Source organism: Methylobacterium sp. WL8, from assembly GCF_008040045.1.
GTDB classification, from domain to species: Bacteria; Pseudomonadota; Alphaproteobacteria; order Rhizobiales; family Beijerinckiaceae; genus Methylobacterium; species Methylobacterium cerastii.
Map to the genome: position 1 here is coordinate 1 of NZ_VRVF01000021.1, position 12,835 is coordinate 12,835.

Annotated in this window: 9 protein-coding genes and 1 pseudogene; 5 read left to right on the top strand and 5 right to left on the bottom strand. The window is 68.2% G+C overall.

The window, feature by feature from the left end; all coding sequences use genetic code 11:
- Positions 1-710 precede the first annotated feature (710 nt).
- From FV234_RS09940 to selB, 3 genes and pseudogenes are all read left to right on the top strand, one after another.
- Complete coding sequence (locus tag FV234_RS09940) at positions 711-1,181, top strand: MarR family transcriptional regulator (protein WP_147829030.1); 471 nt, start codon at positions 711-713, stop codon at positions 1,179-1,181.
- 312 nt (positions 1,182-1,493) lie between these two features.
- A pseudogene (locus FV234_RS09950) lies at positions 1,494-2,867 on the top strand (ABC transporter substrate-binding protein).
- Positions 2,868-2,924: 57 nt separating this feature from the next.
- A complete protein-coding gene (gene selB / locus FV234_RS09955) occupies positions 2,925-4,853 on the top strand; it encodes a selenocysteine-specific translation elongation factor (RefSeq protein WP_147829031.1) in 1,929 nt (642 codons plus the stop codon).
- Positions 4,854-5,024: 171 nt separating this feature from the next.
- On the opposite strand, the gene FV234_RS09960 is transcribed toward selB, so the two are convergent.
- Positions 5,025-5,561 carry a fasciclin domain-containing protein gene (locus tag FV234_RS09960; RefSeq protein WP_246686162.1) on the bottom strand — a complete coding sequence of 179 codons (537 nt, stop codon included), beginning with the start codon at positions 5,559-5,561 and terminating at the stop codon, positions 5,025-5,027.
- A gap of 1,065 nt (positions 5,562-6,626) precedes the next feature.
- On the opposite strand from FV234_RS09960, the gene FV234_RS09965 reads away from it, so the two are divergent.
- A complete protein-coding gene (locus FV234_RS09965) occupies positions 6,627-7,232 on the top strand; it encodes a heme-binding protein (protein WP_187273635.1) in 606 nt (201 codons plus the stop codon).
- Between the two features lie 190 nt (positions 7,233-7,422).
- Here the strand turns inward: FV234_RS09965 and katG are convergent, their stop codons facing one another.
- The 3 genes from katG to FV234_RS09980 all read right to left on the bottom strand — a co-directional run bounded on the left by katG (position 7,423) and on the right by FV234_RS09980 (position 10,930).
- Complete coding sequence (gene katG, locus FV234_RS09970; protein WP_147829035.1) at positions 7,423-9,738, bottom strand: catalase/peroxidase HPI; 2,316 nt, start codon at positions 9,736-9,738, stop codon at positions 7,423-7,425.
- 199 nt (positions 9,739-9,937) lie between these two features.
- Entirely contained in the window at positions 9,938-10,573 is a 636-nt protein-coding gene (locus tag FV234_RS09975) for a methyltransferase domain-containing protein (RefSeq protein WP_238272499.1), read from the bottom strand.
- A 111-nt stretch (positions 10,574-10,684) separates the two neighbouring features.
- Positions 10,685-10,930: a hypothetical protein gene (locus tag FV234_RS09980; RefSeq protein ID WP_147752360.1), complete on the bottom strand. Its 246-nt coding sequence runs from the start codon at positions 10,928-10,930 to the stop codon at positions 10,685-10,687.
- A gap of 98 nt (positions 10,931-11,028) precedes the next feature.
- On the opposite strand from FV234_RS09980, the gene FV234_RS09985 reads away from it, so the two are divergent.
- Positions 11,029-12,534 carry an SNF2-related protein gene (locus tag FV234_RS09985; protein WP_246686157.1) on the top strand — a complete coding sequence of 502 codons (1,506 nt, stop codon included), beginning with the start codon at positions 11,029-11,031 and terminating at the stop codon, positions 12,532-12,534.
- Between the two features lie 22 nt (positions 12,535-12,556).
- On the opposite strand, the gene FV234_RS26150 is transcribed toward FV234_RS09985, so the two are convergent.
- Positions 12,557-12,730, bottom strand: coding sequence for a hypothetical protein (locus tag FV234_RS26150; protein WP_187273636.1), 174 nt, complete (start codon positions 12,728-12,730; stop codon positions 12,557-12,559).
- Between the last annotated feature and the right edge of the window lie 105 nt (positions 12,731-12,835).

The window sequence follows — 12,835 nt, forward strand, 5'->3', positions numbered from 1 at the left end:
ACACTGTCCGGCACGACGACCACGGTCTGAGGCACCTCGCGAAGAGGCGTGTCGGTACGTGTCGCGCTGACGCTCTCACGAGCAAGGTAGCCATCCACCTTGCGGGGCGGCCCGTTAGCCGTTCCGCTATTGCCTACGACGGACAGCTCGTCGAGCTGCACCTCCTGCGAAGCGTCAGTTGCAAGCTGGGCTACCGCAGAACTGGGTCCGAAGCTAACTAGCGAGCCTGATTGGGCCAATAATACTAATGCGGTTGACGCTGCGAGATGGATTACGCTTCGGAATTTTGGGTGCGGAAGAGTCACAGACGATAACCAACCTTTATTGAGGCGGCTTCGTTACAATCCAGAAACAAAATCGGTCAAGGCGGCATTAATCTATGTGAACACGAGTTGTTTGTAGAAGCTTCAATGTGGGCCATGATGCGTCTGGAATCATTCTAAAAAGCCAGCCCTTATGCATTCGCGTGTGGCCCTAGCGTGACAGTGATCAGGGCGATTGAGGAGCAACGATAAGTCGAGACCCGTCCGCTCTACGACTGGCTTGGGTGAATAGTCGCCGGTCCACTTTCGGCCGGTTTCTTGGCGATGCAGACGCCCAGAGAGCAGGACAGGCCGGCCTCTTAGCCGAGTTTCCCCCTGCGCAGGATACGGCCCGTTGACAACATCGTTCGCGCGTGAATGATTAAGGTCTGAACGGAGCAGCGGTCAGTGCCGACGTCGACGAAGCAAACTCGCCTGCGGCTGGACGACCAGCTTTGCTTCGCCCTCTACGCAGCGACGAACTCGGTCGTGCGCGCCTACCGGCCGTTGCTGGGCGAGCTAGGGCTCACCTACCCGCAGTACCTTGTCATGCTGGCGCTCTGGCAGGACGGCGTGACGGCGGTGCACGACCTGGCTGCCCGGCTGCAACTCACGTCCAGCGCAATCACGCCCCTAGTCGACCGGCTGGAGGCGGCGGGCTTCGTCACCCGGACCCGCGCGGTGGACCGGCGCATCGTCCTCGTCGCCCTGACGGAGATGGGCCGGTTGCTTGAGGACCAAGTCGCGACGGCGCAGCAGGCCGTAGTCTGTCGCACCGGCCTCGGCGACCGCGAACTCGCCGACCTACGCCAGGAGTTGAAGGATCTCGCCGACCGCGTCGCCGCAGCGGGCATGGCCCAGGGCGACGAGCCGGGCTGAGAATGCCCCGCACGCAGACGTGCGGACGAGGCTTCCCGCGGCAACGAACCGATACGCAAGGGTTCAACGGCGGCTTGGCCGGCGGCCCAGGCGAATAAATCGAGGGCCATGCGCAACTGCAGGCGCCTTCCATCCTGTCGGCTCGCGATGAGCCGGACGATGCCCGCACGCCATGCGGGTCGAATACGAGGAGGATACATGGACGCGCAAGCGACCGGGGATCCGGGGGGCGGCCAGCCCTGGGGACCCCACAACACGGTGACGGTGGTCGACCCGTCCCCGGTGAACTGGCTTTCCATCACCTGGAACACGATGGAGGAAGCCAACCGCGTCGACCACGACGGCATCGGCCAGCCGAGCCTCGCCGAGAGCTGGCGCTGGCTCGATGGCGAAACCCTCGAACTCAAGATGCGGGACGCGGTCTACCAGGACGGCGAACCCTTCAACGCTGCGATGTTCAAGCTCGGGTTCGACAAGGTCCAGGAATGGACCAACCCGCACCCGCCTGGCGCTTTCCTTAACTTCGCCCGGGACGTGACTTGCGAGACGGTCGACGACCGCACCGTGCGAATGCGCTTCCCCGGAGGCGACTCAGCGGCGCTGATGAAGCTGCGCGGCATGCACCTGCCCTCGACGCGGTTCTGGAACGAGTGGGGCTTCGTTGACCCAAAGACGGGGTCGGCAGAAGGCCATTGGTGAGTGATCGACGCGCCTGGTCCGTGGGGGACTGGCCCGTTTGTGCTCACCGAGGGCGTCTCGCTCATCGATAGCCGCTCCGACCGCGTGGTCATGGAGCCCAACCCGACGTACTGGAACCCGGCTCGCAGGCCGACGGTCCGGATCGTCTACGACAACGTCATCGGCAAGGACGTGGGCATCAAGTCGGTCGCGGTCGGTGACGGCCAGGTCGACGTCGTGTTCGACCTGACGCCGGACGAGGCGAAGTCCTTCCCGGACAGTGCGCACGGGAGAATCCAGACGAAGAAAGCGAAGGCGATCCTCACAGGCGTCTTCAACGAGAACCGTCCGGACTCGCCTTGGCGCAACCCGAAGGCCCGCCGGGCGATCAACCTCGCCATCGATCAGGCCTTCGTGCTGGAGCACGGAGCGCATGGCTACGGCACGGTGATCCCAGCCTTCATACAGCCCGGCCGCTACGGCGCAGATCCGGACTTGAAGCCGATGCCGCACGACCCCGAGGGTGCCAGACGCACGCTCGACGGCCTGGGGCTCGGGGGAAGGGAACTGGTCTTCGTCGCCTCACCCGCCTGGAAGGGCGTAGTGGACGCCATCGGCCAGTGCCTTGCTAAGGTCGGCCTGGGCTACCGCTTCGTCAGCGCCAAGGACGAAACGCCGGCCGAGTTCGACGTCAAGCTCGAATGGTACTTCGACTGGACGCCGCAATATCCGGTGGCGTGCGTGCACCGGGAGTTCTTCGGACGTGACGCGACCCTGCGCCAGGGTCCGGAGGATCCGAAGTTCGACGCCCTCTACGAGAAGCTCCTGCATACGCCGGAGACCGAAACGGAGGGGGTGGTTCGCGAGGTGGAGCGCTACCTGCAGAACGAGGCCAAAGCCCTGTTCCTGTACGCGCCCTACACGCTGTTCGCGGTGTCGAACCGGGTGGAGTTCACCCCCTACGACACCTGCATGTCCGAACTCGCCGAGACCCGGATCAAGGGTTGAGGCGGAAGGCGGCGCGGGGTTTCCCGCGCCGCCACCTCTCGCGGGCATGAAGGCCATATGATCGTCGCCACCGCCGGGCATATCGACCACGGCAAGACCGCGCTGGTGAAAGCCCTCACCGGCATCGACGCCGACCGGCTGCCGGAAGAGAAGGCCCGAGGGATCACCCTCGACCTGGGCTTCGCTTACGCGCCGAAAGGCGGTCGCCTCCGTATCCCGCTCGGCTTCGTCGATGTTCCCGGCCACGAGCGGTTGGTGCGCACCATGGTGGCAGGAGCCACCGGCGTAGCCTGCGCGTTGCTCGTGGTCGCCGCCGACGACGGGGTGATGCCCCAGACCCGCGAGCACGCCGCCATCCTCGACCTTCTCGGCGTCGACCGCGGCGTCGTCGCCATTACGAAGGCCGACCGCGTCGATCCGGACCGTGTTGCGGCGGTGACCGCGGAGATCCACGCCCTCCTCGCCGAAACTGGGCTCGCAGCAGCGCCGATCGTCGCCTGCTCCGCGCTGACGGGATCGGGCATCGATGACCTAGCCCGCTTGTTGGAGGCCGCGGCGGCCTCCCATGCACCGGCAGGTGCGGATCGCGACTTCCGGCTTGCCGTCGACCGGCGCTTCACCGTGTCCGGTGCCGGTGTGGTCGTGACCGGGGCGGTGCACGCGGGCACGGTACGCGTGGGAGATCGGCTCCTCGTCTCGCCAGGCGGGCGCGAAGTTCGGGTGCGCGGTGTGCGCGTCCATGACACGGTTGCCGAGACCGCGTGCGCCGGGGAGCGCTGCGCCCTGAACTTAGTCGGTCCGCGCCTAACCCTCGACGATGTGGGTCGGGGCACGTGGATCCTCGCACCGTTCCTGCACGGACCAGCGACCCGCCTTGACGTTTCCATGCGCGTGCTGCAGCACGAGGGTCGGCCCCTGCGCCACCGTACACCGGTGCATCTTCATCTCGGCGCGGCCGCGGTGACGGGACGGTTGCTCTTCCCTGGAGCCGGATCGGTCGAACCCGGCGCGTCCGCCCAGGCGGTAATCACGCTCGACCGCGAGATCGGCGCCCTAGCCGGGGACCGCTTCGTCCTGCGCGACGTCTCGGCTGTGCGCACGCTCGGGGGTGGTCGAGTGATAGACCTGGACGGACCGCGCCAGGGCACTTGGACGCCGGAACGCCGGGCGGTCGTCAACGCACTCGACACCCCGGACGACGGTCACGCCCTTCGAGGTCTCCTCGCCTCATCCCGCCCTGGAGTCGACCTCGCCCGCCTCGGCCGCCTTCGCAACCTGCCCGCGGCCACTCTTGATGCGCTCGTTGCGGATGCGGGGGCGGTCGTTGCAGAGGATGGCCGGCAGCTCGCGTTCCAGGGTTCACGGATCGAGGCGCTGGCCGCGTGCGTGGTGTCCGAACTCGCCCAGACGCACATGGCGCAGCCTGACAACCCCGGGCTTACGCGCGATGAGATTGCGGCGACGGTAGAGGCCGGGGACCGTTCGGCCGTCGCGGCCGCCCTCGATGGCCTCGTCCGGGAGGAACTGGTCTTGCGCCGCGGCTCGGTCCTGCACCTGCCCGGCCACACGGCGCGCCTTCGTCCGGCCGACGCTGTCGTCTACAATGCCGTTTACGCTTTGCTGAAGGAGGCGGGCTTGGACCAGCCCCGTCTCACCGTCCTCGCCGACCGCCTAGGCCGCGAGCCGAACGATCTCAGAAACCTCCTCGACAAGGTCGGCCGCCTCGGCTGGCTTCAGCGCATCTCGAAGAGCTACTACGCGTTGCCGGAGGCGGTCGCCGAACTGGCACGGATCGCGGACGCGGTGGCAAGCGAGCATCCCGAGGGCCTGCTGACGGTCGGGCGATTCCGCGAGACCGCCGGCATCGGTCGCAACATGACCATGCCGCTCCTTGAGTTCTTTGACGCGAGGGGTTTCACGGTGCGGATCGCGGAGGGACGTCGCATCAGGGGCGACTGGTGCGTTCTGGCCCCCTCGAACTTGTAGTCATGGCAGTCCAACAGCGACGCCGCCGATCCGTTTTCGGTCGGATATGCGAAGTCTTCTCGCCCGACCCAAACGGACATCATTTCGTGAATTCGGCGACGGGGAAACCGCATGAAAGAAGCTGCCCGGACCGAGCCCGGGCAGCCTCGACAAGCCGCGTCGATGCGAGAGTTACTTCGGCATCAGGACGGTATCGACGACGTGGATCACGCCGTTCGACTGCATCACGTCGGCGATGGTGACGGTGGACATGCCACCCTTGCCGTCGACGAGTTCGATCTTGCCGCCCTTCTCCTCAGCGGTCAGGCTACCGCCCTCGACCGTCTTCAGCATGGCCTTGCCGCCGCCGGCCTTGATCGCCTTCTGGAGATCGGCCGCCGTCATCGTACCGGCCACCACGTGGTAGGTCAGGATTTTGGTCAGCGTCGCCTTGTTCTCCGGCTTCACCAGCGTGTCGACCGTGCCGGCCGGCAGCTTTGCGAAGGCGGCATTCGTGGGCGCGAACACCGTGAACGGACCCTTGCCCGAAAGCGTGTCGACGAGACCGGCAGCCTTCACGGCCGCGACCAGGGTGGTGTGGTCCTTCGAGTTGACCGCGTTCTCGACGATGGTTTTCGACGGGTACATCGGTGCGCCGCCGACCATCACCGTCTTCTCTTCCGCCGCCTGGGCCGCCGTGCCGAACGCGCCGACGCCGCTCAGCGCCATGGCGAGGGTAAGGCTTGCGACCTTGAACATGCGAGTCATGCGTATCTCCGAGCTGCGAATCCGTCATGCGGGTTCGGAGCTCGTTACGGACGTTCGCAGAGAAAGGTTTCAGGCTGATGTCGCGGAGCGGGGTACGACGCCTCGACATCCGCCCCCTTAAGTGGAACGCGGCCGGTCGTCGTTGTCATGGATCTCTGCGACCGGATGCGGGAGGATGACGGGGACGAGATTCAGTTCGAGGTCCGTGTGGTGATGGCACGGTCAACGTTCATATGCGCTGACCAGTCCTTGGTGCCGTCCTGGCCCTTAAGTGCGCGTCCGCACGGAACAACGGAGGCCTATCCTCGGCCATATCGAAGTGGGTCAGGCGGCCTCGATGATGGACCTGATGCGCATCTTAGCTGTGCGGACCGACGTCCGCTTTCGGCAAAGACGAAATTTGCGCGCTATGGCGTGGTTGGGTCGGAAGGAGACCGCCCGCTTTTGCGAACAGTCTGGTTCGAAGCAGACATTCCCCTCAAGGTCAGGTCCGGCCATTCCTGATTGCCCAGCGAGGTGCCGTGATGGATTGAAAGCAGCTTTTCGAGGGTACCCTGTCTAGGCATCGTATGGGTCTGAGCTGGTGGCGGTGTACCAGCTACCAGTCTCCGCTCTCGCCGCCACGAACACGGGTCGCCAACGCCAGTTCGAAGCCCGATTGGTCCGCCCAATCGGGAAGTCAGTGAAACCGGTTTCATTGGGATGCGGCGTAGGTAGATGGCCCATCGGCCGGGATTGATAATTGCTACACCGGGCTGCTACACCGTGAGAGCAGCGCTCCTGTCTAAGTCGTTGATTTCACTGATTCTCGCGGCCGGGGACGATTGTCCCACCCCTTCCGCCACTCCAAAGGTCGCCCGCGTGATCTTTCGGTGGCGAAAGGCGAGCGCCCTATCGCCATGCCGTGATTTCTTTCCGGCAGATCGATCCCTTGGTTCAAGGACGAACGCCGACGACCCTGCGCCGGGAACGAGTCCTCGCGGCGGGCGCTATACTCGCTTGTCCCTCACCTCGGACGCTCCCGCCTTGGATAAGTTCGCCTACTACCTCGTCACGTTGCTCGAATCCGCGCTGGGCGTCTTCGGCGTGCGGTCCTTCTACGATCAGCCGCGCTACGCCGTCGTCGAGCGGCTCGAGCGCGGCGTCGAGATCCGGTCGTACGAGGCGCGGGTCGCCGTCGAGACCGATGCACGTGGCCAGGGGGACGGCGAGGCGTTCGGGCGGCTGTTCCGCTACATCACCGGTGCGAACCGGGACGGCGGGCGCATCGCCATGACGGCGCCGGTGGAGACGGCGGGACGTCGGATCGCGATGACGGTGCCCGTCGAGCAGGGCCCCGCCGGGACGATGCGGTTCTTCCTGCCTCACGACGTCGCGCGCGCCGGCGCTCCGGAACCCACCGAGGCCGGCGTCCGGCTGGTTCGCCTTCCGCCCGAGCGGATCGCGGCGCTGCAGTTTTCGGGCACCATCACGCCGCAGGCGCGGTCGGAGCAGGAGCGCATCCTCGCGGACGTGCTGGCGAAGGCGGGCCGCCGGACCGAGGACGTCCCGCTCCTCATGGGCTACGACCCGCCCTTCGCGATCCCGTTCCTGCGCCGGAACGAGGTGGCCGTGCGGCTGCCGGCCAATTGAGACCGGCGCCGCCGGGATCGGCCGGCGGCGCCAGAGGGGACTTTCGTTCCGCGCCGAGCTTGGCGCGGCCATCGAGGCCGTTGAGTCGGTTCACGTGAGCTGCGCCCGGCGGCCCCTCGACAGGCCTCTCGGGCGAGCCCCGTCCCACCGGATGGCGGGACGGGGGCGCGGGCTGCAGCGCCCTGGTCGATCAGGCGGCCATCGGCCCCTGGCGCCGGTGGCCCTTCACGTCGTAGCGGTCGAGCATCATCACCTTGTCCCAGACCCGGACGAAGTCGGCCACGAAGCGCCTCTGGCCGTCGCTGCCGGCGTAGGCGTCGGCGATGTTGCGCAGCTGCGCGTTCGACCCGAAGACGAGGTCGTTGCGCGTGGCCTCGTACTTGGCCTGCCCGCTCTCGCGGTCCTTCAAGGCGAAGGACGTGCCTGCCGCGTCGGCCTTCTCCCAGATCAGGTTGGTGTCGGTCAGGGTCCGGAAGAAGTCCGTCGTCAGCACGCCGACCCGGTCGGTGAAGACGCCCCGGGTCGAGCCGTCGTGGTTGGCGTTCAGCGCCCGCAGGCCGCCGGTCAGGACCACCCATTCCGGCGCGGTCAGCGTCAGCAGGTTGGCCTTGTCGAGGAACATCTCCTCCGGCGAAAGGCGGGGCGCCATCGCCGCGAACCCGTCGTCGACGTAGTTGCGGAAGCCGTCCGCGACCGGCTTCAGCCAGGTGAACATCTCCACGTCGGTGAGCGCCTGCGTGGTGTCGACGCGGCCCGGCGTGAACGGCACGCGCGCCTCGACCCCGGCGTCCCGGGCCGCCTTCTCCACGGCGACGCAGCCTGCGAGCACGATCAGGTCGGCGAGCGAGACCTGCTTGCCGTCGCCGCGGCCACCGTTGAACCCGGACATCACCCCGCGGAGCGCCTCGACCACGGGTACGGCCCGGCGGTTGACGGCCCAGTCTTTCTGCGGCGCTAAGGCGAGGCGGGCGCCGTTGGCGCCGCCGCGCTTGTCGCTGTCGCGGTAGGTCGAGGCCGCCGAGAAGGCGGTGAAGGCGAGGTCCGAGACCGAAAGACCCGTGGCCAGGATCGCCTGCTTGAGGGCGGCGATCTCGGCCTCCCCCACCGGGGCGTAGGCGGCATCGGGGATCGGATCCTGCCAAAGCAGGCCGTCCTCGATCGTCGCTTCCGGGCCGAGGTAGCGGTGCTTGGGGCCCATGTCGCGGTGGGTCAGCTTGTACCACGCCTTGGAGAAGGCCTGGGTGAAGGCGTCGAAGTCGCCGAGGAACTTCTCGCAGACCTTGCGGTACTCGGGATCGACCTTGAGGGCGATGTCGGAGGTCATCATCATCAAGGGATGCGACTGGCCCGCGACGTGGGCGTCGGGGGTCCGCGGCGCGTTCGGGTCCTTCGGCGTCCATTGCAGGGCGCCGGCCGGGCTCTTGGTCTGCTCCCAGTCGAACTTGAAGAGGTTCTCCAGGTAGGCGTTGTCCCACTTCGTCGGGTCGGGGGTCCAGCTCCCCTCGATGCCGTTGGTCATCGTGTCCTTGCCGGCGCCCTTCGGGTTGTGCCAGCCGAGGCCCATCGCCTCCATCGGCGCCATCTCCGGCGGCGGCCCGATCTCCTTGGCCGGGACCATGCCGTGGCTCTTGCCGAAGGCGTGGCCGCCGGCGATCAGCGCGACGGTCTCCTCGTCGTTCATCGCCATGCGGGTGAAGGTCACCCGGATGTCGTTGGCCGATCCCTGCGGGTCGCCGTTGGCGTAGGGGCCTTCCGGGTTCACGTAGATCAGCGCCTGGTGCGAGGCGGCGAGCGGGTTCTCCAGGTCGTACTCGGCGTCGCCGTTCTTCCCGCGCCAGCGCTTGTCGCGGTTGACCATCTCGTCGAAGCTCGAGACCGAGCCCATCTCGACGACCTCGGGACCCCAGTAGGTCGCGTCGTCCGCCTCCCAGGCGTCGAGGCGCCCGCCGGCGAAGCCGTAGGTCGGCAGGCCCATGATCTCCAGGGCGCAATTGCCGGTGAGCACCATCAGGTCGGCCCAGGAGAGGGCGTTGCCGTACTTGTGCTTGATCGGCTGCAGCAGGCGGCGCGACTTGTCGGTGTTGCCGTTGTCCCACCAGCTCGAGATCGGCGCGAAGCGCTGCATCCCGGTGCCGGCGCCGCCGCGCCCGTCCGCGATGCGGTAGGTGCCGGCCGAGTGCCAGGCCATGCGGATCATCTGCGGGCCGTAATTGCCGTAATCGGACGGCCACCACGACACCGACGAGGTCAGGAACTGCTTGATGTCGCCTTTCAGCGCGTCGAGGTCGATCGCCTGGAAGGCGGCCGCGTAGTCGAAGTCGGGTCCGAGCGGGTCGGCCGCGAGCCCGTTCTGATGCAGCAGCTCGACCCGTAGCCGGTGCGGATACCAGTTCTCCAGGGCAGGACGGCTGCCGAAGGCCCCGCCGATGCGGTCGCCTCCGAACGGGCACTGGCCCGCCATCGGGTAGGAATCGGTGTTGGTCTTGTCGATCGTCGTCGTGCTCATCAACATCCCCCGTGGCGCAGGACCGGCGGCGCCGGGCGTGCCGCTCTCGCGACATGCCACGCTTCTACGATCCTGCATCGCGAGCGACATCAGGCGCCCGCGTCGAAAATCAAGGTGCCGCCGCCTGCGCGCGCGCGACGGCCGCGGATGCGCCTAGGAACGAAGCGCCTCACGTTTGCGCGAGCCGATCGTGGACAATTCAAACGCCCGCTGGGGTTCGGCCAATCACGGCGCGCAGCGGATCGCCGCCCGCGCCGTCCGGGACGACGACCTGCATGGCGATCTCCGGGAAACCGGCATGGCGCAGGTAGAGTGCGATGAGCCGCGCCTGGTCGTCCCCACGCACCGCCTGCCAGATCGCCACCGCCTTGGTCGGGAAGCAGCGATTGGAGAAGGTGACGATGACGGGCGCGCCCGGCACGAGCACCCGGGCGACCTCGCGCAGGACGGCGACGGGATCCTGCAGGTACTGCACGCCGACGCAGATCAGGACGGCGTCGACGCTCGCGGTCGCGATCGGCAGCGACGGGTCGCCGTTGAGGTCCTGGACGAAGGACGTTGTCAGGCGGGGGTTGGCCGCGAGTTCGCGGGCGTTGAGGCCGTGGCCGATCACGGCCGCGAAAGGCACCTCCGGGGGCAGGTGGCTGACCCAGCTCGACATCAGGTCGAGGATGCGCCCGCCCGGCGGCAGCAGGTCGCGGTAGAGGTCGGTGACGGCCTGGATCGCCCCGTCGTCGATATGCGTCACGAAGCGGGGCTGGGCGTAGAACAGGGTGTCCGGCGCCGGGTCCTGCTTAGCGAAGGCTTCGGGCGGTAGCTCGGGCAGGCTGGTCACACGCGGTTCCCTCGTCGTCGGTCTCGCTCCCCAACGCGCGACGCGGCGACGACGGGGCCGCGACCGAATCGATGGCATCCGATCCCTGCGCAGGGCCGGTGTGCCAGGCCGTCAGGCGCCGCGCGCGACGGCGTCGGCCGGCGGCCGGAACGGCAACACAAGCACGTTGCGCCCGCGCAGGTCGTGGACGCTGACCTGCCACCCGCGCCAGTCGGTGCCGTCGTCGAGCGTCACCATCAAGGCCTCGGCGACGCCGCGGGCCCTGTCGGCCAGCCGCCCGGGAACACGGATCTCCTTGCCCACCGCGTCGAAGACGCATTCGAGGCCGTTGGTGCAATGGAAACGGTAGCGTGCCATGGCGGTGCGACCCCCTCGTGACGACGTCAGACATCGTTCACTCTATGTTCCAATTTCGAGAAGGCAAACGCGGGACGGTGGATAAGGTGGCACGGGGCGTGAACAAATCGGTCGCGGCCACGCCCGAGGCGCCGCCTCGGCTCGACGACGGGCGCTCCGCGGCCGGCTCGGCCGACCCCTCGGCCTACGGGCGGCGGCTGGTCCCGCGCCCGCACCAGGTCGAGGCCGCCGAGGCGATGCTGGCGGCGCGCGCGGCCGGCCGGCCCGGCTTCCTGCTCGGCGACGCCACCGGGCTCGGCAAGACGCTGTCGGTCTGGACGGCCCTGGCCGCGATGCCCGAACGCGACGTGCTGATCGTCTGCCCGAAGGGCGCCATGCCGCAATGGCGCCGCACCCTGGCGCTGTCCGGGTTGCCGGAGAAGGCGGTGACGCTCGTCAACTACGAGCGCACCAAGGGGCTGATGGCGCCGCCGGCCGCGGGCACGCGGCGGTCGGCCCGCGCCAAGAACAACGCGCTCGCCAAGCACGGCAGCCTGCGCCGGGCCTGGCCCCTGGTCGTGTTCGACGAGAGCCATCGCCTGCGCAACCCGTACAGCCAGCAGAGCCTCGTCTGCCGGCACCTCGCGGATGCGGCCGTGTTCACGAGCTACGTCAGCGCGACCGCCGGCCAGGCGCCGCACGAGCTGTCCTATCTCGGGCGGCTGCTCGGCGAGGCCGCCGACGCGCCGACGGAGACGCTCGCCGAGTTCAGGGTTCTGATGCAGCGCCTCGGGATCGGCCGGGCCAAGGGGCGATGGGTGAACTGGTCCTGGACCAGCAACGCGCAGGACTGCGCCGTGATGGCCGACCTGCTCTACACCGGCCCCCGCGCCATCGGCCTGCGGCGTCGGCCGGGCGACATCGCCGGCTGGCCGGAGGTGGAGCGCGCGCTCGCTCCGACCGAGCTGACCGCCAACGCGCGCCGCCTCTACGCCGCGACGTGGCGCGAGTTCCGTCGCGAGTTCGGCCTCCTGGGCGGAAGCACCCGGCGTCCGACCGGGTGGGCCGCGGACCTGCGCTTCCGGCAGAAGGCGAGCCTGCTGCGCGTGGACGGGACGGCCGACTTCGTCGAGCTCCTTCTCGGGGCCGGCGAGCAGGTCGCGATCTCCGTCGCCTTCCTGGAGACGGGGGCGGCGCTGCGGGCGAGCCTGGAGACGCGGGGCTGGTCGGTCGGCAGCATCGACGGCCGGCAGGACGCCGAGGCGAACGAGGCGACGCGGCGGGCCTTCCAGACGGGGGCGCTCGACGCGGTCGTGTTCACGGTCACCGAGTCGATCTCGCTCCATCGCAACGAGCTGCCGGGCGGCGAGCGCACCCGTGCCCTGGTGATCCACGACATGCGCCACAGCGCGATCCAGCTGGCCCAGATCGAAGGCCGCTGCCACCGGGACGGGCAGGCCGCGATCATCCACTACGCCTACGCCGAGGGCACGGTGGAGGAGGCGATCACCCACACCGTGATCCAGCGGATGGCGACGATGGGCGCGATGGCCGGCGAGGACACCGACCTGCTCGAGGCGATCATGGCCCGCCTGCTCGAGGACGATCCCGGCGAACCCGGCTGACGGCGATCAGCCGGAGGTTGGCTCAGTCCTCCCAGGACCGCAGCCCGCACACCCAAACCGTCACCACGACGGGGCCGGCGATGAGCAGCGACAGGGTGAGTTGATCCGTCGGGTCGCTGGTGAAGGCGCGGGCCACCGCGGGCCCGATCAGGGCGCAGCCGGCGCCGGCCAGGATCGCGACCGTTCGTGGGGTCATCACGTCACCTCGCAAGCGATCGGCACCTGTCGTCCACGCCCGCCCAGAAACGGGGGAGAAGCTGGGTACGAGGGGCGCGGACGGTCGATCCTCGGACCGACCCTT